Annotated in this window: 21 protein-coding genes; 4 read left to right on the forward strand and 17 right to left on the reverse strand. The window is 66.2% G+C overall.

All coding sequences use genetic code 11. From position 1 onward, the window contains the following. The 7 genes from FG99_RS23220 to metG all read right to left on the reverse strand — a co-directional run bounded on the left by FG99_RS23220 (nt 1) and on the right by metG (nt 7,225). On the reverse strand, nt 1-1,038 hold the full coding sequence (locus FG99_RS23220) for an RnfABCDGE type electron transport complex subunit D (protein WP_043272497.1): 1,038 nt from the start codon (nt 1,036-1,038) through the stop codon (nt 1-3). Nucleotides 1,039-1,041: 3 nt separating this feature from the next. Then, a complete protein-coding gene (gene rsxC, locus FG99_RS23225) occupies nt 1,042-3,339 on the reverse strand; it encodes an electron transport complex subunit RsxC (RefSeq protein ID WP_043272498.1) in 2,298 nt (765 codons plus the stop codon). Beyond that, complete coding sequence (rsxB, locus tag FG99_RS23230; RefSeq protein ID WP_043272499.1) at nt 3,336-3,902, reverse strand: electron transport complex subunit RsxB; 567 nt, start codon at nt 3,900-3,902, stop codon at nt 3,336-3,338. Before rsxB ends, rsxC begins: the two co-directional genes overlap by 4 nt. Beyond that, nucleotides 3,899-4,483 (reverse strand): electron transport complex subunit RsxA, encoded by a 585-nt coding sequence (rsxA, locus tag FG99_RS23235; RefSeq protein ID WP_043272500.1) that lies wholly within the window; start codon nt 4,481-4,483, stop codon nt 3,899-3,901. Before rsxA ends, rsxB begins: the two co-directional genes overlap by 4 nt. Nucleotides 4,484-4,526: 43 nt before the next feature. After that, nucleotides 4,527-4,838: a CcdB family protein gene (locus tag FG99_RS23240; RefSeq protein WP_043272501.1), complete on the reverse strand. Its 312-nt coding sequence runs from the start codon at nt 4,836-4,838 to the stop codon at nt 4,527-4,529. After that, entirely contained in the window at nt 4,838-5,083 is a 246-nt protein-coding gene (locus FG99_RS23245) for a type II toxin-antitoxin system CcdA family antitoxin (protein WP_043272502.1), read from the reverse strand. The genes FG99_RS23240 and FG99_RS23245 overlap by 1 nt, the downstream gene beginning before the upstream one ends. A 108-nt stretch (nt 5,084-5,191) precedes the next feature. Then, nucleotides 5,192-7,225, reverse strand: a complete 2,034-nt coding sequence (metG, locus tag FG99_RS23250) for a methionine--tRNA ligase (RefSeq protein WP_043272503.1) — start codon at nt 7,223-7,225, stop codon at nt 5,192-5,194. Between the two features lie 221 nt (nt 7,226-7,446). On the opposite strand from metG, the gene apbC reads away from it, so the two are divergent. Beyond that, nucleotides 7,447-8,541, forward strand: a complete 1,095-nt coding sequence (apbC, locus tag FG99_RS23255; RefSeq protein ID WP_043272504.1) for an iron-sulfur cluster carrier protein ApbC — start codon at nt 7,447-7,449, stop codon at nt 8,539-8,541. 60 nt (nt 8,542-8,601) lie between these two features. Here apbC and FG99_RS23260 read toward each other — a convergent pair whose 3' ends face one another. Together FG99_RS23260 and FG99_RS23265 are read right to left on the reverse strand one after the other, a co-directional pair. After that, nucleotides 8,602-9,438, reverse strand: coding sequence for a hypothetical protein (locus FG99_RS23260; protein ID WP_043272505.1), 837 nt, complete (start codon nt 9,436-9,438; stop codon nt 8,602-8,604). An 81-nt stretch (nt 9,439-9,519) separates the two neighbouring features. After that, on the reverse strand, nt 9,520-10,098 hold the full coding sequence (locus FG99_RS23265; protein ID WP_043272506.1) for a tetratricopeptide repeat protein: 579 nt from the start codon (nt 10,096-10,098) through the stop codon (nt 9,520-9,522). A 331-nt stretch (nt 10,099-10,429) separates the two neighbouring features. On the opposite strand from FG99_RS23265, the gene dcd reads away from it, so the two are divergent. Beyond that, the gene (gene dcd, locus FG99_RS23270; RefSeq protein ID WP_009620709.1) at nt 10,430-10,996 is read left to right on the forward strand and encodes a dCTP deaminase; all 567 of its coding nucleotides are present in this window, start codon (nt 10,430-10,432) and stop codon (nt 10,994-10,996) included. Nucleotides 10,997-11,179: 183 nt separating this feature from the next. Further along, nucleotides 11,180-12,490, forward strand: a complete 1,311-nt coding sequence (locus FG99_RS23275) for an IS4 family transposase (protein WP_043268243.1) — start codon at nt 11,180-11,182, stop codon at nt 12,488-12,490. A gap of 372 nt (nt 12,491-12,862) precedes the next feature. Here FG99_RS23275 and FG99_RS23280 read toward each other — a convergent pair whose 3' ends face one another. The 7 genes from FG99_RS23280 to FG99_RS23310 all read right to left on the reverse strand — a co-directional run bounded on the left by FG99_RS23280 (nt 12,863) and on the right by FG99_RS23310 (nt 19,977). Beyond that, nucleotides 12,863-13,627 carry an ABC transporter ATP-binding protein gene (locus FG99_RS23280; RefSeq protein ID WP_009620708.1) on the reverse strand — a complete coding sequence of 255 codons (765 nt, stop codon included), beginning with the start codon at nt 13,625-13,627 and terminating at the stop codon, nt 12,863-12,865. Nucleotides 13,628-13,667: 40 nt separating this feature from the next. Then, entirely contained in the window at nt 13,668-14,381 is a 714-nt protein-coding gene (locus FG99_RS23285) for an ABC transporter permease (protein ID WP_009620706.1), read from the reverse strand. Next, nucleotides 14,378-15,103, reverse strand: a complete 726-nt coding sequence (locus FG99_RS23290; protein WP_043272507.1) for an ABC transporter permease — start codon at nt 15,101-15,103, stop codon at nt 14,378-14,380. Before FG99_RS23290 ends, FG99_RS23285 begins: the two co-directional genes overlap by 4 nt. Before the next feature lie 82 nt (nt 15,104-15,185). Next, a complete protein-coding gene (locus FG99_RS23295; RefSeq protein WP_009620702.1) occupies nt 15,186-15,965 on the reverse strand; it encodes an ABC transporter substrate-binding protein in 780 nt (259 codons plus the stop codon). A 326-nt stretch (nt 15,966-16,291) separates the two neighbouring features. Next, nucleotides 16,292-18,835 carry a penicillin acylase family protein gene (locus FG99_RS23300; RefSeq protein ID WP_043272508.1) on the reverse strand — a complete coding sequence of 848 codons (2,544 nt, stop codon included), beginning with the start codon at nt 18,833-18,835 and terminating at the stop codon, nt 16,292-16,294. Nucleotides 18,836-19,292: 457 nt separating this feature from the next. After that, entirely contained in the window at nt 19,293-19,484 is a 192-nt protein-coding gene (locus FG99_RS31565; RefSeq protein ID WP_009620699.1) for an SEC-C metal-binding domain-containing protein, read from the reverse strand. 7 nt (nt 19,485-19,491) lie between these two features. After that, nucleotides 19,492-19,977 (reverse strand): LEA/WHy family protein, encoded by a 486-nt coding sequence (locus tag FG99_RS23310; RefSeq protein ID WP_009620697.1) that lies wholly within the window; start codon nt 19,975-19,977, stop codon nt 19,492-19,494. Nucleotides 19,978-20,102: 125 nt separating this feature from the next. Between FG99_RS23310 and FG99_RS23315 the strand changes: the two genes are divergently transcribed. Next, nucleotides 20,103-20,651 (forward strand): hypothetical protein, encoded by a 549-nt coding sequence (locus FG99_RS23315; RefSeq protein WP_043272510.1) that lies wholly within the window; start codon nt 20,103-20,105, stop codon nt 20,649-20,651. Nucleotides 20,652-20,655: 4 nt separating this feature from the next. Here the strand turns inward: FG99_RS23315 and FG99_RS23320 are convergent, their stop codons facing one another. Next, nucleotides 20,656-21,282, reverse strand: coding sequence for a trimeric intracellular cation channel family protein (locus FG99_RS23320; RefSeq protein ID WP_009620693.1), 627 nt, complete (start codon nt 21,280-21,282; stop codon nt 20,656-20,658). Nucleotides 21,283-21,324: the final 42 nt, after the last annotated feature.

Genomic DNA, 21,324 nt, shown 5'->3' on the forward strand with positions numbered 1-21,324 from the left:
TCATTCCCCCAGCTTGAAGCCGCGCTTGGGCTTCTTGTGCCCGTAGGTGCGCGGGCGGGTGTAGTAGTCGATGGTCGGCGCCGCCAGGTTCATCAGCAGCACGGCGAAGGCCACGCCGTCGGGGTAGCCGCCCCAGGCGCGGATCACGTAGGTGACGATGCCCACGCCGAGGCCGAACACCAGGCGCCCGCGGTTGCTGGTGGCGCCGGAAACCGGGTCGGTGACGATGAAGAACGCGCCGAGCATGGCCGCGCCGCTGAACAGGTGGAACAGCGGCGAGCCGTGGGAATCCGAGCCCGAGCCGTTCCAGAACAGCAGGCTCATGACGAACAGGCCGCCGAGCATGCCCACCGGCGCATGCCAGGTGAACAGCTTGCGCCAGAGCAGGAACAGGCCGCCGGCGAGGAAGGCCAGGTTGACCAGCTCCACGCCGCGCCCGCCGACATGGCCGAAGGCCGCGCTCTGCGTCACCAGTTCGTCGATGGTCAGGCTGTGGTTGTTCTTCAGCACGTCCAGCGCGGTGGCGCCGGCCCAGGCGTCCGGCGGCGGCGCGCCCAGGCCGAGGATGCGCGACAGGCCGTCGACCAGGCCGAGGCCGGCGTCGGGGCTGGGCCAGCGCGTCATTTCCAGGGGGAAGGACACCAGCACCACCACGTAGCCGAGCATCGCCGGGTTGAACGGGTTCTGCCCGAGGCCGCCGTACAGGTGCTTGCCGAACACCAGGGCGAAGGCGCTGGCCAGCAGGCTCAGCCACCAGGGCGCGTAGGGCGGCAGGGCCAGGGCCAGGAGCACGGCGGTGACCAGGGCGCTGCCGTCCTTGAGGAACACCGCCAGCGGGCGCTTGCGCAGGTGCAGCATCAGCGCCTCGGTGCCCAGGGCCACGGCGGAGCACCAGAGCAGGTTGAACAGGGTGCCGACGCCGTACAGGGCGATCAGCGCCAGGGCGCCCGGGGCCAGCGCGGCGAGCACTTGCAGCATGACCTTCTGCGTGCGATTGGCGCCGGTGGCGTGGGGCGAGGAAAAACGCGGCAGGGCCATGGGTCACTCCGTATCGCGCGCGGCCAGCGCGTTTTCCGCCGCCGCCAGGCGCTCGCGCGCGGCGGCCAGGCGGGCTTCGTCGGCGCCTTCGCGTTCGAGCTTCTTGAGGTCGGCGCGGGCGTAGGCCAGTTCGGTCTTGAGGGCGCGGGTGGCGGCGTCCACCGGGCGCTTGTCGATGCGTTGCAGGTCCGGCGCCGGCTTGCCGCTGGCGTCCTCGGCGGCGTGCAGCTGGCGCTCGGCCTCGGCCAGGGCTTCGCGCAGCAGGGCCAAGTCGGCTTCGCCGGCGCCGTCCTGCTCGGCTTTCCTCAGCTCGGCGCGGCGGGTGACCAGGGCGATCTTGGCTTTCTTCAGGTTCGCCATGCCGTCGCCGGCGGGCTCCGCCTTGGCTTCGGGCGCTGCCTGCAATTGCGCCAGGTGGCGCTCGGCCTGCTCGGCGGCTTCGCGCAGCTGGGCGAGGGTGGCCTGTTGCTGTTCGTCGGGCGCTTCGCCAAAGGCTTTCTCGGACTTCTTCAATTGGGCGCGGGCCATGGCGGCGTCGATCTTCGCCTTCTTCAGGACCGCTTCGTCGCCGATCGCTGGTTTGGGAGCGGCGGGGGCTGGTTCGGCTTCGGCGGCTTCCAGGGCCTGGCGGGCCTGCTCGGCGGCCTGGCGCAGCGTCTCGACCTGGGCGCGCAGTTGCTCGGTGTCGTGGGCGGCCAGTTGCTTCTCGGCCTTCTGCAGGGCGACGCGGGCCATGCTGGCTTCGATCTTCAGCCGCTTGAGGTCGGCGCCGGCGTTGCCCACGGCCTTCTCCGCCTTCACCCGTTCGATGACCGCTTGCGGTGCTTCCGCCACCGGCGCGGCAGCCTGGGCTTGGCGGGCGCGGGCGGCGCGTTCCAGGCGGGCCTGGCGTTCCTCGGCCTTGCGTTGCTCTTCGCGGCGCAGGCGTTCCTGGCGGTGCTCGAAGCGCAGGCGCGAGTGTTCGGCCTTCTGCTGTTTCAGCTGCAGTTCGCGGATGTCCGCCTTGGCCGCGCGGTAGTACTGCACCAGCGGGATGCTGGAGGGGCAGACGTAGGCGCAGGCGCCGCATTCGATGCAGTCGAACAGGTCGTAGGCCTGCAACTGCTCGTGGTCGTCGCCCCGGGCGAAGAAGCACAGCTGCTGCGGCAGCAGGCTGGCCGGGCAGGCCTGGGCGCAGTCGCCGCAGCGGATGCACGGCAGCGCCGGCGGTGGTTCCGGCAGCTCCTCGGCGCTGGCGGCCAGCAGGCAGTTGGCGGTCTTGATCAGCGGGGCCTGCAGGTCGCCGAGGGTGATGCCCATCAGCGGGCCGCCCATGACCAGGCGGCCGAGCCGGCCGCGATCCAGCCCGGCGAATTCCAGCAGTTCGCCGATCGACGTGCCGAGCAGCGCCTCGACGTTCATCGGCCGCGCCAGGGCGGCGCCGGTCAGGGTGGTGATGCGCGAGATCAGCGGGCGCCCGAGGATCAGCGCGTCACGCAGCGCCACGGCGGTGCCGACGTTGACGCAGACCATGCCGATGTCCGCCGGCAGGCCGCCGCTGGGCACCTCGCGGCCGCTGAGCAACTGGATCAGCTGGCGTTCGCCGCCGGAGGGGTATTTGGTCGGGATCACCCGCAGTTCGATGGCGCGCTCGCCGATGGCCTGGCGCAGGGCCTCGATGGCCTGGGGCTTGTCATCCTCGATGCCGAGCAGCACCTGCTGCGGCTGCAGCAGGTGGATGAGAATCTCGATGCCTTCCACCAGCTCGGCGGCGCGTTCGCGCATCAGCATGTCGTCGGCGCTGATGTAGGGCTCGCACTCGGCGCCGTTGATCACCAGGGTGTGCAGGTCTTCGGCGGCGCGGGCGGCCAGCTTGGCAGCGGTGGGGAAGCCGGCGCCGCCGAGCCCGGCGATGCCGGCCTGGCGGATGCGCTCCAGCAGGGCGGCGGGGCTTTCCTGGCGGTAGTCGGGGCAGGGCTGCAAGGGCGCCCATTCGTCCAGTCCGTCGGCGTCGATGACGATGGCTTCGGCCAGCAGGCCTGAAGGGTGTGGATAAGGCTGCTCGCCGATCGCCACCACAGTGCCGGAGGTCGGCGCATGCACGGCGGCACTGATGGCGCTGCCGGGGCTGGCGATCATCTGGCCCTTGAGCACGCGCTCGCCGACGTCCACGCAGGGCAGGGCCGGCGCGCCGGTGTGTTGCTGCAGCGGCAGGATCAGCCGGCTGGGCAGTGGCGCGCGGACGATGGGGCCGGCGGTGGATTGCGCCTTGTTGGTCGGCAGATGCAGGCCGCCGGGGAAGTCCCAGGCCTTGGCGTTCATGCGGCCTGCTCCCGGTCGCTGGCGATCAGCCGGGCATCGGGCAGCGGCCATTTCCAGTCGCGCACGCCGACTTCCAGGTCGAGCATGTCGATGCAATCCACCGGGCAGGGCTCGACGCACAGGTCGCAGCCGGTGCATTCGGCGGCGATCACCGTGTGCATCTGCCGCGCGGCGCCGACGATGGCGTCCACCGGGCAGGCCTGGATGCACTTGGTGCAGCCGATGCACTCGGCCTCGCGGATGAAGGCCACGCGCGGCGGGGTTTCCTCCGGCGCGTCCAGGGGCGGCGCCTCGACGTCGAGCAGGTCGGCGAGGGCGGCGATGGTGGCGCTGCCGCCGGGCGGGCACTTGTTGATCGCGTCGCCCTGGGCGATGGCTTCGGCGTAGGGCTTGCAGCCGGCATAGCCGCACTGCCCGCACTGGGTCTGCGGCAGCAGGGCGTTGACCTGTTCGGCCACCGGGTCGCCCTCGACGCGGTAGCGCACCGCCGCGTAGCCGAGCAGGGCGCCGCTGGCCAGGCACAGGGCCAGCAGCACACCGACCGCGAGCAGCACGGCAGTCATAGCTTGATCAGCCCGGTGAAGCCCATGAACGCCAGGGACATCAGCCCGGCGGTGATCATGCCGATGGCCGCGCCCTGGAACGGCTTGGGCACGTCGGCGATGGCGATGCGCTCGCGCAGGGCGGCGAACAGCACCAGCACCAGGGAGAAGCCCAGCCCGGCGCCGAAGCCCTGCACGCTTGACTGCAGGAAGCCATACTCGGGCTTGTTGGCGTTGAGCAGGGCCACGCCGAGGACGATGCAGTTGGTGGTGATCAGCGGCAGGAAGATGCCCAGCACGCGGTACAGCAGCGGGCTGCTCTTCTTCACCAGCAGCTCGGTGAACTGCACCACCACGGCGATCACCAGGATGAAGCCGATGGTGCGCAGGTACTCCAGGTCCAGCGGCCGCAGCACGTAGCGCTGCAGGATGTAGCTGCAGATCGAGGCCAGGGTCAGCACGAAGGTGGTGGCCAGGGCCAGGCCGATGGCCGTCTCGATCTTGCGCGACACGCCCATGAACGGGCACAGGCCGAGGAACTGCACCAGCACGAAGTTGTTGACCAGGATGGTGCTGACCAGGATCAGGGCGAGTTCGGTCATGGCCGGGCGCCTCGGGCCGGGCGGTGGCGGAGCTTGGGCATGCTCAGATTCCCGTGATCAGCAGGTCGATGGCGGCGATGATGTCCAACCGCAGGTGCGCCAGGCTGCCCACCGGCTCGCCCAACTCGCGGCGCGCCACACCGGCCATCTGCGGGGTGAGCAGCAGCAGCGTTTCGCCCCCCACCGTCACCTCGGGCATCAGCCGGTCGATGCCGGCCAGGCCCTTGCCGCGGCTGAGCGGGATCACCACGCGGGTGTTCAGCGAGGCGAGCAGGTCGCTCTGCACGTCCAGCAGCAGCGGGATGTCCTCGCGGCTGCGCGGGCTGGGGTTGCGGTACAGGTCGAACTGCGGCATCAGAAGCTCCGCAGGTCGTCGGCGAACACGCCGGCACCGTCCACATGCTGATTGTAGGCGTCGATGGCCTGGCGGTTCTGTTCCAGCCAGCGTTGCCGCAGGCGTTCGCGCACCACGTCGGCCAGCGCTTCCTCCAGCACCGCCGAGAGGTTCACGTCCAGCTCGCGGGCCTGCTTGAGCAGGTCGCTGTTCAGGCTGAGGTTGGTGGCTTTCTTCGGGGCTTGGGGATCGTAGGTCGTGTGCATGGGAACCTCTGAGGCGGATGCGCATAGGTTATGCGCATGGTCGTACCCGGGCAAGGCAGAAACGACGACGCCGGCCCTGGGGCCGGCGTCGCGTTCGGTGTTTGCCGCTTACTTCACGCGCTGGCCCGGCTTGGCGCCGCTGTCCGGGCTGAGCAGGTAGATTTCCTCGCCGCCGGGGCCGGCGGCCAGGACCATGCCTTCGGAGACGCCGAACTTCATTTTGCGCGGGGCCAGGTTGGCCACGTACAGGGTCAGGCGGCCTTCGAGCTTGCTCGGGTCCGGGTAGGCGCTCTTGATGCCGGAGAACACGTTGCGCTTCTCGTCGCCGATGTCCAGGGACAGGCGCAGCAGCTTGTCGGCGCCCTCGACGAACTCGCACTTCTCGATCAGCGCGATGCGCAGGTCGATGGCGGCGAAGGCGTCGAAGTTGATTTCCGCGGCCAGCGGGTCCTTCACCAGTTCGCCGTTGCCAGCGGGTTTGTTGGCGGCGGCGAGGTCTTCCTTGGAGGCTTCGATCATGGCTTCGATTTTCGCGGGCTCGATACGGGTCATCAGCGGGTTGAACGGGTTCAGCTGGTGGTTGGCCAGCAGTTGCTCGTGGTCGCTCCACTTCAGCGGGGCGACGTTGAGGAAGGCTTCGGCGGCCTCGGCCAGCTTCGGCAGCACCGGCTTGAGGAAGATCACCAACTGGCGGAACAGGTTCACGCCCAGGGCGCAGATGGCCTGGACCTCGGCCTGCTTGCCTTCCTGCTTGTTCAGCGCCCAGGGCGCCTTGTCGGCGATCCAGGCGTTGGCCTGGTCGGCCAGGGCCATGATTTCGCGCATGGCGCGGCCGAAGTCGCGGGCTTCGTAGGCGGCGGCGATGCTCGGCGCGGCGGCCTTGAAGGCTGCGACCAGTTCCGGCGCCGGGTCGGCGTCCACCAGCACGCCGGCGTTGCCCTTGTGGATGAAGCCGGCGCAGCGGCTGGCGATGTTGACCACCTTGCCGACCAGGTCGGAGTTGACCTTCTGCACGAAGTCCTCGAGGTTCAGGTCGAGGTCGTCGACGCCGCGGCCGAGCTTGGAGGCGTAGTAGTAGCGCAGGTATTCCGGGTCCAGGTGGTCCAGGTAGGTGCGCGCCTTGACGAAGGTGCCGCGGGACTTGGACATCTTCTGCCCGTTGACGGTCAGGTAGCCGTGCACGTTCAGCGCGGTGGGCTTGCGGTAGCCGGCGCCTTCGAGCATGGCCGGCCAGAACAGCGCGTGGAAGTTGACGATGTCCTTGCCGATGAAGTGGTACAGCTCGGCCTTGGAATCCTTGTTCCAGAAGGTGTCGAAGTCCAGCTCCGGGCGGCGCGCGCAGAGGTTCTTGAAGCTGGCCATGTAGCCGATGGGCGCGTCCAGCCAGACGTAGAAGTACTTGCCCGGGGCCTCGGGGATCTCGAAGCCGAAGTAGGGCGCGTCACGGGAGATGTCCCATTCCTGCAGGCCGGCGTCCAGCCATTCGGCGATCTTGTTGGCCACCGACTCCTGCAGCGCGCCGCTGCGCGTCCACTGCTTGAGCATGGCGTCGAAGTCCGGGAGCTTGAAGAAGTAGTGCAGCGACTCCTTGAGCACCGGGGTGGCGCCGGAGATGGCCGACTTCGGGTCCTTCAGCTCGGTGGGCGAGTAGGTGGCGCCGCAGGCTTCGCAGTTGTCGCCGTACTGGTCGGCGGTGCCGCACTTCGGGCAGGTGCCCTTGATGAAGCGGTCGGCCAGGAACATCTGCTTTTCCGGGTCGAAGTACTGGGTCACCGGGCGCGTGGCGATGTGCCCGGCGTCGCGCAGCTTCAGGTAGATGGCCGAGGACAGCTCGCGGTTCTCTTGCGAATGGGTCGAGTAGTAGTTGTCGAAGTCCACCAGGAAGTCGGCGAAGTCGGTCATGTGCTCGGCGCGCACGGCGTCGATCAGCTGTTCCGAGGTGATGCCTTCGCGCTCGGCGCGCAGCATGATGGCCGAGCCGTGGGCATCGTCCGCGCAGACGTACACCGCCTGGTTGCCACGCATCTTCTGGAAACGCACCCAGATGTCGGTCTGGATGTATTCCAGCATGTGGCCCAGGTGAATGGAGCCGTTGGCGTAGGGCAGGGCGCTGGTGACGAGGATCTGGCGGTTTTCGGACATGATGCTCAGGCCATTGGGGTAAATCGAGGGAAGTCGGTAACTATAACAGGCTGCAGGCAGCAGGCTATAGGCTACAGGTAGGAGCGAAGAGCGATCGGTGCCTGAAGCCCGAAGCCTGAAGCCTGAAGCCTGAAGCCTGAAGCCCGAAGCCTGCAACCTATAGCCTGCCGCTGCTGTTAATATTCCCGCCTACCGTGCTCAGCCTTTTTTCGGGAGAACCCATGAGCGTCGTCACCCGCGCCACGGTGGAGGCCGTCCTCCGCCAGATCACCGACCCGCATACCGGCCAGAACCTGCTCGACGCCGGCTACCTGCGCGACCTCGACATCCAGGGCGGGCGCATCGCCCTGGGCCTGGAGCTGGGCTACGCCTGCGGCCTGTTCAGGAATGGCCTGGCGCAGACCGTGCAGATGGCCCTGGAAGCCCTCGACGGCGTGGACTCGGCCCAGGTGAAGGTGGACGTGAAGATCGCCGCGCACAAGGCCCAGGCCCAGGTGCCGGGCATGAGCAACGTGAAGAACATCATCGCCGTGGCCTCCGGCAAGGGCGGCGTGGGCAAGTCCACCACCGCCGCCAACCTGGCCCTGGCGCTGGCCCGCGAAGGGGCCAAGGTGGGCATCCTCGACGCCGACATCTACGGCCCCAGCCAGGGCATCATGTTCGGCATTCCCGAGGGCACCCGGCCGAAGGTGCGCGAGCAGAAGTGGTTCGTGCCGCTGGAGGCCCATGGCGTGGAAGTCATGTCCATGGCCTTCCTCACCGACGACAACACTCCTGTGGTGTGGCGCGGGCCGATGGTCTCCGGCGCGCTGCTGCAACTGATCACCCAGACCGCCTGGAACGACCTGGACTACCTGGTGATCGACATGCCGCCGGGTACCGGCGACATCCAACTGACCCTGGCGCAGAAGGTCCCGGTGGCCGGCGCGGTGATCGTCACCACCCCGCAGGACCTGGCCCTGCTCGATGCCAGGAAGGGCGTGGAAATGTTCCGCAAGGTCAACATCCCGGTGCTGGGCGTGGTGGAGAACATGGCGGTGCACATCTGCTCCAACTGCGGCCACGCCGAGCACCTGTTCGGCGAGGGCGGCGGCGAGAAGCTGGCGGCGCAGTACGGCGTGGAACTGCTGGCTTCGCTGCCGCTGTCCATGGCCATCCGCATGCAGGCCGACGGCGGCAAGCCGACGGTGATCGCCGACCCGGAAAGCCAGCTGGCGATGATCTACCAGGAAATGGCCCGCTGCGTGGGCGCGCGCATCGCCCTGAGCGAGAAGGACGCGCCGGCGATGCCGAGCATCTCCATCAGCGAGGACTGATCAAGGGCGCGGCCTGGCGGCCGCGCTCGTCATTTGCCGGACGCCATGGCCGCGGTGGCCTCAGTTGACCTTCAGCTTGCCGCCACGGCCCAGCCCGCCCTCGACGTTCTGGGCCTTGTAGTCCTGCAGGGACACGACCATCTTGTTCCAGGCATCGATGAAGGCGACCACCGTGGCCTTGCCTTCGGGCGTGCGGGAAAAGCCGCCCAGCCCCCCGCCGACGCCACCGCCGAAGCCGGCCAGCGCGGCTCCGTAGTTGGTCGCGGTCGAGTTGCCTTCGGCTGCGGCGATCTGCACCGAGGAGCGAATGTCGAACAGCGAGAGCGTGACCACCGAGGCCTTGGTTTGCAGCGCGCCGGCGAGTTGGCCGATGGTGGCGTTGCCGATCAGGCCGCCGAGGGTTCCGGCCAGGCCGCCGATGGCGGAGTCGTTGATGATGATCTGCGGTTCCAGGTAATAGTCGGCGGCGACCCGCTGGCCCTTGTGCTGTTTAGAACCGGCGCGGTATTCGCCGGATAGCCGCTGTATCTCGGTGATGCGCGAGAGGCGGGCGTCGGATCGCTGGTTGCCGATCGAGGTGATGACGAAGCAGTTCGATTGCTGTACCGCCAGGCGCAGCAGGGGTTCGATGGAGGTCATCTGCGTGGCGCTGCCGAAGGGGCCGTACCAGTCGGCCTCGCGCCCGTCGTCCACGGCGATGGTGCCCAGTGGCCTGTCGCAGCGCTGCAGCGATTGCTGCGCGCCGTTGCTGTTGCCGCCGGCCGCCGCGCCGGAAACCCCGGCATGCTGTCCCCCCGGCGAGAGCAACCCCCCGCCCAGTGCCGCGCATCCATTCAATGTGCCGGCAATGGCCGCGCCCAGCATGTATTTAACAATGCTCTTCGATTTTGATTTCATGTTGTTTTGCCGTTTGGTGTTGGGGGGTGTTTGTTCTTCTGCCAGTTGCCGTTGCGGAAACTTTCGACTTGTGACTTCCAGCTAGCGCCAGTGCCAGTTGTCATCCCGCCAATAACTGCGATAGGGATAGGCCGAGTACCAATAGCGCAGGGTCATTTCCCGCCAGTCGTTCTTCCACTTGAAATAGGCGGCTTCGGAACTTTTGGCGGCGCGGGCCTGGGCCAGGAGTTGCATCGACTCCTGGTCGCCTCGGCCCGCGGCCATCGCCAGCCATTTCTCGGCTTCCTGCGGGTCCGCGCCCATTTCCTCGAGGCCGCCCAGGTAGAGGCCGCCGAGGGCCTTCTGCGCCTCCAGGTCCCCGCGCTCCGCGGCGCTGCGCATCCACTGCAGCGCCTGGTAGCTGTCCTGGGCCACGCCATCCCCGCGGAAATAGCGCAGCCCCAGGTCGTAGGCCGCGCGCGGGTCGCTGGCGGCGAGGGACAGGAGCGCGCTCGAGGCTCGGTCCGCGTCGATATCCGTGGGGTTATTGCCGGCAACTGAGGATGACGCTGGGGGCTGTTGTGCTCCACAGCCTTGTTCATCGCAAACCGGCTTCGGGTCGTTTGTCGTGCATGCAATCAGCAACAAGGGAAACAGCAGGAGGGGAATCTTTGGATTCATGGGAGTTCCCTGCGGGGCGTTTATTGTGATTTCCGCTGTAGGCAACTTATGGCGGGGCAGGGGACAAAGTATCTTTCACGTCCGGTTCAAGGTGCAGGTGAGGTTTCTTTTGAGTCTTGTGAGATTTTTCTTAAAAATTCGGAAGTATCTCGGCAATATCTGAAATACGCGTTGGCCCACCACTCTCGTGGACTGCATTCGTGCATTGCTGGAAGGTCTTCGGCGGGCCTGTGCGCAACGTGTTCTCGACGTTGGTCATGCAGCCTTTGCTGCCGACGGGCGCTGCCGGTAAGATTCGCGTTTCTTTTTCAGCAGCTACGGGACGCCCGCCATGAGCATTAAATCGGACAAGTGGATTCGCCGCATGGCCCTGGAGCACGGGATGATCGAGCCCTTCGTCGAGCGCCAGGTGCGCGGCGCCGACGACAGCCGGGTGATCTCCTACGGCGTCTCCAGCTACGGCTACGACGTGCGCTGCGCGGCCGAGTTCAAGGTGTTCACCAACATCCACTCGGCGGTGGTGGACCCGAAGAACTTCGACGAGAAGAGCTTCGTCGACATCAACAGCGACGTCTGCATCATCCCGCCGAACTCCTTCGCCCTGGCGCGCACCGTGGAGTACTTCCGCATCCCCCGCGACGTGCTGACCATCTGCCTGGGCAAGAGCACCTACGCGCGCTGCGGCATCATCGTCAACGTCACCCCGCTGGAGCCGGAGTGGGAAGGCCACGTGACCCTGGAGTTCTCCAACACCACCAATCTGCCGGCGAAGATCTACGCCCACGAGGGCGTGGCGCAGATGCTGTTCCTGCAGTCGGACGAGGCTTGCGAGGTGTCGTACAAGGATCGTGGGGGCAAGTACCAGGGGCAGACTGGGGTGACGCTGCCCAAGGCTTGAGGCTTGAGGCTTGAGGCTTGAGGCTTGAGGCTTGAGGCTTGAGGCTTGAGGCTTGAGGCTTGAGGCTTGAGGCGATGCGAGAAACCGGGCTTTGGCCTAATGCCAGTCAGTTAAGGCTGACACATTGACCTTTAGTCTGCAGGCCGCAAAATCCGATGCTTGGAAACGAGCATCGGATTTTTTATGCGCCTGTCACAAGCCCTGTCCCTCACTCACGAAATGGCATCGCGGCCTCATGCGCTGGAGGGGCTGGGAGCTTTGCTCGATCCAGACATCGTGAAACAGGCTTTCGAGACTGCAGGTGTCTCGACCATTCGCAAGCGTCGTCTTCCGCTTGAAAGCCTGGTGTGGTGCATCATCGGCATGGCGTTGTTCCGCCGGATGTCGGCTTGGGATGTCGTGAACCACATGGACATCATGCTACCGGGCAAGCGGCCGCTGGTGGCGCCCAGCGCTGTTGTGCAAGGGCGGCAGCGGCTGGGTAGCGAAGCTGTACGCGAAGTCTTTACGCTGACCCAGCAGCGATGGCACGAAGAAACCAAACATCCGCAGTGGTTGGGATTGACGCTGCTTGGCGTGGACGGCGTTGTCTGGAATACGCCTGATACCGCAGAAAATCGTGCGTGCTACGGCAGCGCGACCAACCAGCATGGTGACGGCAGCTTTCCTCAAGTTCGGATGGTCTGTCAGATGGAGCTGACCAGCCATCTACTGATAAGCAGCACTTTCGAGGGCTATCACAGTAGCGAAATGAAGCTGGCAGAACAGCTGATCGCCACCACGCCGAATCATTCGTTGACCCTGTTCGACAAAGGTTTCTACTCGTTGGGCTTGCTGCATCACTGGCAATCGCACGGCGAGCATCGACACTGGCTGATCCCTTTGAAAAAGGGCACTCAGTATGAGGTAGAGCACAAGCTTGGGCGCAATGATGCCCAGGTCGTTCTGCGTACATCGCCTCAGGCTCGCAAACAATGGCCAGACTTGCCGTTGGAAATTCGAGCGAGGTTGCTGAGCAAAACGATCAAAGGAAAGGTGGTGAGCGTCTTGACCTCAATGACCGATCCGCTGCGTTTCCCTGGCGATGAGATCGTCGATCTTTACAGTCAGCGCTGGGAAATCGAACTGGGCTATCGGGAGATCAAGCAAGGACTTTTGGGCGGCGAATACACCCTGAGAAGCAAGACTCCGGAGATGATTGCGCAAGAACTGTGGGGCGTGCTGCTGGGCTACAACCTGTTACGTTATCAGATGGTACAGATGTCGAGGCAGTGCCCGGGGGTATACCCATGCGAAATGAGTTTTACCGCCTGCAGTTGGGCAATCCTGGGCTTGCTGCATGGCACGTCGCTGAACCATCCCGGTAACTTGCCAGGATTTCTGGCAGATTTGCAGGCCTCAGCGGCGCAGTATGTCCTACCTCATCGGCGACCTGATCGCTGGTTCCCGAGAACGGTGAAGCAGCGACCAGCAAAATATTCGACACGAAAATGAAAATGCCAGTCAGCTTAACTGACTGGCATTAGGCTTTGGCCCGGTTTTTTGTTGCCGGCTGACTCTTGACCTTCAGCCTGCTCAGGACAAGCCCTCTCTCCCTTCAGGGAGAGGGCTGGGGAGAGGGGACGGACTTCGACGACACTCCGGCGCTGGGACTTGGCCCCGTTCCCCCTCCCTAACCCTCCCCCGCAAGCGGGAGAGGGGACCGTTCGGTGTGAAGCGGGGCTACGGAGCTCCCTGCGAGACTATGGCGTTGCCGGCTGACTCCTGATCTTCAGCCTGCTCAGGACAGGCCCCCTCTCCCTCTGGGGGAGGGCTGGGGTGAGGGTGACGGACTTCGACGATACGCCGGCGCTGGGCTTGGCCCCCTCACTTCAAATTCCCACTGAGAAACTGCCGCAACCGCTCGCTCTTCGGCTGGCCCAGCACCTCCTGCGGCGGCCCCTGTTCCTCGACGCGGCCCTGGTGGAGGAACAGCACCTGGCTGGAGACCTCGCGGGCGAAGGCCATTTCGTGGGTCACCAGGATCATGGTGCGGCCTTCCTCGGCCAGGGCCTTGATCACCTTGAGCACCTCGCCCACCAGTTCCGGGTCCAGCGCCGAGGTGGGTTCGTCGAACAGCATGATCTCCGGCTCCATCGCCAGGGCGCGGGCGATGGCCACGCGCTGCTGCTGGCCGCCGGAGAGGAAGGCCGGGTACTTGTCCTCCACCTGGGTCGGCAGGCCGACCTTGGCCAGGTAGCTGCGCGCGCGTTCCTCGGCTTCCTTGCGCTCCACGCCCAGGACGCGGCGCGGGGCCAGGGTGACGTTCTCCAGCACCGTCATGTGGCTCCACAGGTTGAAGTGCTGGAACACCATGGCCAGGCGCGTGCGGATGCGCTGCAACTGCGCCGCGTCGGCCACGCGCATGCCGCCGGGGCTGGCGACCATGCGGATTTCCTCGCCATCCAGGCTCATGCGGCCTTCGTCGGGCTGTTCGAGGAAGTTGATGCAGCGCAGGAAGGTGCTCTTTCCCGAGCCGCTGGCGCCGATCATGCTCACCACGTCGCCGGTGCGGGTCTCCAGGGACACGCCCTTGAGCACCTCGTTGTCGCCGTAGCGCTTGTACAGGCCTTCGATCTTCAGTGTGGTCATGGAGTCCTCAGGTTACGACCGCCGCGCGGCCGGGATGGGTTCAGCCATGGCTGGGGCCGAGGAAGGCCAGCCAGCGGCGTTCGGCGAGGCGGAACAGGCCGACCAGGGTGAAGGAGGTCACCAGGTACAGCGCCGCGGCTATGCCGAAGGACTGGAAGGAGAGGAAGGTGGCGGCGTTGGCGTCGCGGGCGATCTTCATGATGTCCGGCACCGTGGCGGTGAAGGCCACGGTAGTGGAGTGCAGCATGAGGATCACCTCGTTGCTGTAGTAGGGCAGCGCGCGGCGCAGCGCCGAGGGCATGATCACGTAGCGGTACAGGCGCCAGCCGCTCAGGCCGTAGGCGCGGGCCGCTTCCACCTCGCCGTGGGCAATGTTGCGGATGGCCCCGGCGAATATCTCGGTGGTGTAGGCGCAGGTGTTCAGGGCGAAGGCCAGCAGCGTGCAGTTCAGGCCGTTGCGGAAGAAGGCGTCGAGGATCGGCTGCTCGCGCACCGCCGCCACGCTGTAGATGCCGGTGTAGCAGACCAGCAACTGGATGTAGAGCGGCGTGCCGCGGAACACGTAGGTGTAGAACTGCACCGGCCAGCGCAGCAGCGGGTTGCGCGAGACGCGGGCGATGGACAGGGGAATGGCGAAGGTGAAGCCGAAGGCGATGGACACCGTCAGCAGCCAGAGCGTCATGGCCAGGCCGGTGATGTGGTAGCCGTCGCTCCAGAGGAAGGCCTTGCCGTACTGCTGCAGCAACTCGATCATCGCAGGGCCTCGCGCACGCCGATGGCGTAGCGGCGCTCAAGGGCGTTGAGCACGATGTTGGAGACGGTGGTGAAGAGCAGGTAGATGGCCGCCGCCACCAGCAGGAAGAACAGCAGGCGGTAGCTGCTCTTGCCGGCGTCCTGGGCGGCGCGCACCACGTCGGAGAGGCCGATGATGGAGACCAGCGCGGTGGATTTGATCAGCACCATCCAGTTGTTGCCCACCCCCGGCAGGGCGAAGCGCATCATCTGCGGGAAGAGCACGAAGCGGAAGCGCTGCAGGCGCGTCAGGCCGTAGGCGCTGGCCGCCTCCAACTGGCCGCGCGGCACGGCGAGGATGGCGCCGCGGAAGGTCTCGGTGAAGTAGGCGCCGTAGATGAAGCCGAGGGTGATGATGCCGGCGCTGAAGGGGTCGATCTCGATGTAGTCCCAGTCCATGTAGTCGGTCAGGTCCGCCAGCCAGGTCTGCAGGCTGTAGAAGATCAGCAGCATCAGCACCAGGTCGGGCACCCCGCGGATCAGCGTGGTGTAGCAGGTGGCGGGGAAGCGCAGCAGCCTGGAGCCGGACAGCTTGGCGCTGGCGCCCAGCAGGCCGAGGGTCACCGACAGCAGCAGCGAGCAGATCGACAGCTTGACGGTCATCCAGGTGCCGTCGAGGAGGATGGAGCCGTAACCCTTGAGGCTCATGGTCTCGGCCAGGGTACGGAAGAAGTCCTGGAGCATGCGCAGGAAACTCCTTGTGCCTTGTCAGCAGAATAGACCGCACCCGGCCGTCTTGACGGCAGCCGGGTACGGTGGGCGCGGGTCAGTCGTTGTAGATGTCGATGTCGCCGAAGTATTTCTTCTGCAGCTTGTCGTAGGTGCCGTCGGCGTGGATCGCCTTGATGCCCTTGTTGATCATCTCGCGCAGTTCGTTGTTGCCCTTCTTGATGCCGATGGCGATGTCGGCCGGCATCAGCGGATCATGCACCGGCTTGCTGATCTCGAAGCCCTTGCCCTGGTCGGTGGTGAGGAAGCCCTGCTCGGCCTGCAACATGTCCTGCAGCGATACGTCCAGGCGCCCGGACACCAGGTCGGCGTAGACCTGGTCCTGGTTCTGGTAGCTCTTCACGTTGACCCCGGCCGGCTCCAGCTTGGCCTTGGCGAAGGTTTCCTGGATGGTGCCCTGCTCGACGCCGACGGTCTTGCCCTTGAGCGATGCGGCGGTGGCCTCCAGGCCCGAACCCTTCTTGCTGATCATCGCGGTGGGGCTGGTGAACAGCTTGTCGCTGAAGTCGATTTCCTTCTGGCGCGCCTCGGTGACGGTCATCGAGGAGATCACGCCATCGAACTTGCGAGCCTTCAGGCCCGGGATCATGCCGTCGAAGTCGTTGGCCATCCACACGCACTTGACCTTCAGGTGCTCGCAGATGGCGTTGCCCAGATCGATGTCGAAGCCGACCAGGCTGCCGTCAGGCGCCTTGGATTCGAAGGGCGCGTAGGACGGGTCGGTGGCGAAGCGGATTTCTTTCCATTCCTTGGCCTGCAAAGCTCCGGCGCCAGCCAGCAGCACCAGGGCGGAGAGGGTCAGCCATGCTTTTTTCATCGGTTGGAATCCTTGGTGGTTGATTCAAGCAGTGGAACCAAAGGCATAACATCAATGTGACAGCAAGTTTCGAACCAGAGGCGCAACCACGGGCCTCGGCGGTAGGAGACGGACGACAGGCGCGTTCCTACGACAGGTATAGCAGCCGGTCGGGGAAGGGATGCCCCATGACGGGGCGAGGAGGCGGGGTTTTCGGTAACAGCCTGGTGCGCCGGTTGTGGCGTGGGCAGCAAAAAAGAAAGGCACCCGAGGGTGCCTTGAAGATGATCATGGAGTAAGTCGACAGATCCGACCCGCCGGCGCGGCGGAAGTTCCGCGCCGCGCGCTCATTTCTGCGGAACGAGGGTCAGGCGCTTGCTGCCGTAGACGCGGTCGAGGTTCTGGCTCTGGAACGGGAAGCTCATGTAGTCGCCCTTCAGCCAGGCGTCGATGCCGTCGGCGTAGTGCGGACTGGCCGGGTTGCCGGACTGGCCGCTGCTGTTGACGCCGAGCATGGGCTCGCTCTGGCCGAAGTCGACGACGATGCGCATGGCCGGGATCAGCCAGGTGTCGAAGTTCTGGCCCCAGTTGTAGGCAGAAACGTTCAGCGTGCTGTGGTCGCCGCCGGCCGGGTAGGGGCCGCGGTCCAGGTAGCTCTTGATGGCGCCCAGGCCGGCGCGCTGTCCGGCGTCCAGGTAGGGCGCCATCTTGGTGCTGTCGCTGACCCAGTTGTATGTGTGCAGCTTGCCCCACTGCCAGGCATGGCGGTCGCTGCCCAGCTTCTGCTCGCAGAAGGCGGTGGCGGCGGCCAGGCTGCGCGCGAGGATGGCCGGCTTGTCTTCCTTCTGCGGCGTCTTCACGTCGTCCCAGAAGGGGCTGTCGTCGCGGCCCAGCAGGTGGTCGGCCTGGGCCGAGTAGGAGAGGTCGGCGTTCTGCACGAAGGCCTTCCAGGCCGGGCTGTCTTCCGGGCCGAGTTCGTCGAGGAAGATCTGCTTGGCGCTTTCCTGCAGGAAGGCCTCGTAGAGGGCGGCGTCGGCGGAGCTGGCGGAGAGCTTGCCGTCGAAGGCCATCAGCCGGTCCAGGGCCTCGCGGGCGCGCTCGCGCTGGCCCTCGGGCAGCGCCTGGATCGCCTGCTTCAGCGGCGCGGCCATGCCGGGCGCGTCGAGCATGCCCTGCAGCTTGGCGGCGAAGGGCGTGGTCTGGTCGTACTGCATGGCGATCATGCTGCGCGCGTCGTGGCGGTTGCTGGCGTTGGCCAGCTGGGCGATGCGCTCGGCGCGTTCGGGGTAGTACCAGGAGCTGGACAACTGCGCGCCGTAGCCGGGCTGCACGGTGCGGTTGTTGGCGGTGCCCAGCCAGCCCTGCTGCGGGTCCTGGTCGGAGGGGTGGAGGATCGGGTCGGCATAGCCGTCCCAGTCGTAGCGCCCGTCCCAGCCGGGGGAGGGCAGCAGGCCGCGGCCGTCCTTGCGGTTGGGGAAGCGCCCGGTGACCTGCCAGCCGATGTGCTTCTCGTCGGCGAACACGATGTTCAGCGGCATGGCGCGGACTTCGCGGGTGGCGTCGAAGGCCTGCTCGACGCTCTTGGCCCGCGACAGGTCGAAGAAGGCGTCCAGGCTCTTGTCCGACACCGCCTGGATGCTCTGGTAGGCCAGGCCGTAGCTGCTGCTCATCGGCAGCGGCTGTAGGTCGTTCTTCTTCGCGCCCAGCAGGGCGCTGTTGAGCAGCGGGCCGTGGCGCGTCTCGTAGATGGTCTCGCGCACCGGGCGCTGGCCCTTGATGAAGAAGGTCTCGACGCGCTCGCTGGCCGGCTTCCACTGGCCGTCGGCCAGGTAGTAGAGCTTGCCGCCCTGGCGCCGTACCTGTTCGAGGAAGACGTCCTGGTTGTCGCCCATGACCATGGTCATGCCCCAGGCCAGCTTGCCGTTGAAGCCGGCCACCACGCCGGGCACGCCGGCGATGGTGACGCCTGCGGCGCTGTACTTCGGCGAGCGGATCTGCATGAAGTTCCAGATCGACGGCATCGACAGCGGCAGGTGGGTGTCGTTGGCCAGCAGGCTCTTGCCGCTGCGGCTGCGCTGCGGGGCGATGGCCCAGTTGTTGGAGGCGGCCACGCCGAGCATCTGCAGCCCGGCCACGGCCTCGGCGGCGCCACCGACCTCGGCCAGGCCGGGAATCTGTCCGGCGAGGTTCAGGCCCTTGAGCTTGTCGGCCTCGGCGAAGGGCAGTTCCTCGTCGGGGTAGATGGGCGTGAGCCAGGCGAGCTTCCCGGCGCCGACCTTCTGCGCGAGCACCAGCGAGTCCAGTTCCTCCTGCAGGTTCACCGCCAGGCCGAAGTTGAGCAGGGCGAAGACCAGCGCCGAGTCCTCGGGCTTCCAGTATTCCGGGCGGTAGCCGGACTCGGCGATGTCCATCGGCAGCTTGTCGCGGTAGCGGAACAGGTAGGCGTTGACGCCGCGCGCGTAGGTTTCGAAGAAGCGCTTCAGGCGCGGCGAGGCGCCGGTGTAGAGGGCATTGGCGGCCTGCCTGAGGTTGACCGTGCGCATGAAGCGGTCGATCTCCAGGGCGCCCGGGCCGACCATCTCCGACAGCCGCCCCTGGGCCATCAGGCGCAGGCCGACCATCTGGCCGATGCGGTCGCTGGCATGTACGTAGCCCATGGCGAAGAGCGCGTCGTGGAAGGTGCTGGTCTCGATCAGCGGCATGCCCAGGGCATTGCGGCGCACCGACACGCTTTCGGCCAGGCCCTTGAGCGGCTGCACGCCGGAGGTGGGCGGCAGGCTGTCGGCGTAGCGGTCGTTCAGCCAGGTCTGACAGCCAGTCAGGCTGACGGCGGCGCTGAGGGTGGCGGCGAGGCCGAGTCGGGGAAGCGGGCGGAAGGCTCGCGAGGCCATGGAAGCGTGCTCCTGCACAGGGCTTGCGGAAAGCCGCTACGTTAGAGAGGCGCGCACCTTCGCGCAAGCCGCGGGGGCAGGGAATTCGCGGGGTGTGGGTGGTTCGGGAGGGGGGGCGCGGGGATGTTCGCGATGGGTGTTCGTGCCGCCGGGGCGTCCGGCGTGGCCGGCGGGTCCAATCGCGGACGGAGTCCGCTCCTACCCCACCGGCACACAAGGCCTCGTAGGATGGTGTTGAGCGAAGCGATACCCATCACCACGACCGCATGGGTTTCGCCGAGGCTCAACCCATCCTACGAAAAGCGCCTTGGCGCAGTCGGCACTACGATCACCGGGGAGGCATGGCATTTCCCTCGTGGGAGCGGATTGCTCCTAGAGGGGGCTTTTGTGCCCGCCGGAAACGAAAACGCCGTTTCCCCTCACGGAAGAAACGGCGTTCTCACCTAGCCCACCCGCCTCAAGCGCCGTGGCACTTCTTGAACTTGGCGCCGCTGCCACAGGGGCACGGATCGTTGCGGCCAACGTCCTTCAGCGGATTACGCACCGGCTCGTGACTGTGGTTGCAGTGCGGGCCGTGCACGTGGTGGTGATGGTCATGATCATGGTCGTGGTTGCAGTCGGGACCATGTACATGGGGTTCCTGGCTCATGGGTGCCTCACTCCGGGATGAAATCGCCGGGGATTATCTCGCCATTGCGCGCGATATGCACGGTGCGGCCGAACAGCAGGCCGGTCTTCACGTCGCCTTCGAGGCTGTAGCGGATCGGCTTGTCCGGGTCTTCCAGCAGCTTGACGATGTACTTCATGTGCCGCCAGAGGTTGGTCTGCACCGGTACCTCGAAGAACTGCCGGCCGTTGGCGGGCACGGTGAACCAGACGCTGGATTCGCCTTCGGCCAGGTCGACGTCGTTCAGCTTGACCTTGTAGGCCAGGCCGCGCACCGGCAGGCTGAAGTCGTTCGGGTTGTCGATACGGAAGTGCAGTGTGAACTGTTGCTCTAGCAGGCGGGCTTTCACCACGTCCACTTTCATCAGCTTCACGTCGGGGCTTTCGAAGCTACCGGTCATCCAGCTGCAACCGGAGAGGAGCGCGAAAATCCAGACTAGGCTGATAATTCTTATCGTTTGCGCCTGATAATTCATTTCAATCCCCCAAGACGTCCCAGTGTACCAAGCGGCTGCTTGGCCGCAAGTTGTTGTTGCGTTAAAAGAAGTTGTCCCATACTGGGCCGCCCGTCGGCAGACGGGAGAACACAGGAGTGTGATGGATGAGCCGTTACGAAATCGTCTTTTCCGGTCAGACGCTTCCAGGCGCCGATCCGGAAGCGGTGAAGGCCAACCTGGCCAAGCTGTTCCAGGCCGATGCGCAACGCATCGCCCTGCTGTTTTCCGGCCGCCGCCTGGTGCTGAAGAATAACCTCGACGCCACCGCCGCCGACAAGTACCGCGCCGCTCTGGAACGGGCCGGCGCGCGCGTCGAGGTGGTGGACATGGCCCCCGCGGTGGAGGAGATCGAACTGGCCCCGCCGCCCGCCGCCGAACCCGCTCCTACCCCGGCACCGGCCGCGGCTATGCCGGGACGGCTGAAGGTGGCCCCGCGCGACGAGTACATGGCGGCCTTCGCCGAGGTGGACGCGCCGGACTTCGGCCTGGCCCCGGTGGGCGCCGACCTGCAGGACGACAAGGCCGAGCCGCGTGCGCCGCAGGTCGACCTCAGCCAGTTCAGCCTGGCGCCGGTGGGCAGCGACATGGGCCAGGCAAAGGCGGACCCCGCCGCGCCGGCGCCCGACACCAGCCATCTGAAGCTGGCCGACTGAGCGCTCAGCCGTTCTGCTGGGGATCGTCCTTGTAGACGAACTTGGGCATTTCCCAGTGGAAACGGATCGCCAGCAGGCGGAACAGGAAGCCGGCGAACAGGGTGATCAGCATGGCCTGCTCGTTGGGCAGCTCCAGCTGGATGCAGATCAGGTAGCACCAGGCGCTGGCGAAGGACACGCTGGCGTACAGCTCGCGGCGGAAGATCAGCGGCACGTCGTTGCAGAAGATGTCGCGCAGGATGCCGCCGAACACCCCGGTGATCACCCCGCTGACCGCGGCGATCAGCAGGCTGTGGCCCATCTCCAGGCCGACCTGGCAGCCGATCAGGGTGAAGGCCACCAGGCCGATGGCGTCGAGCACCAGGAACAGCGAGCGCAGGTGGCGCATCAGCGGCGCGATGAACACCGTGACCAGCGCGGCGCCGGCGGTGAGCGCCAGGTATTCCGGGTGGCGCACCCAGGTCAGCGGGTAGTGCCCCAGCAGCATGTCGCGCATCGAGCCGCCGCCCAGGGCGGTGACGCAGGCCACCAGCACCACGCCGAACAGGTCCATGCTGCGGCGCCCGGCCGAAAGCGCGCCGGTCATGGCCTCGGCGATGATGGCGATGATGTAGAGGGTGGTCAGCAGCATGGCGGGGCCCGCGGAAAAGCGCGCATTCTAGCCGATGGGCCC

Source organism: Pseudomonas sp. AAC, assembly GCF_000725445.1.
Lineage (GTDB): Bacteria > Pseudomonadota > Gammaproteobacteria > Pseudomonadales > Pseudomonadaceae > Pseudomonas > Pseudomonas citronellolis.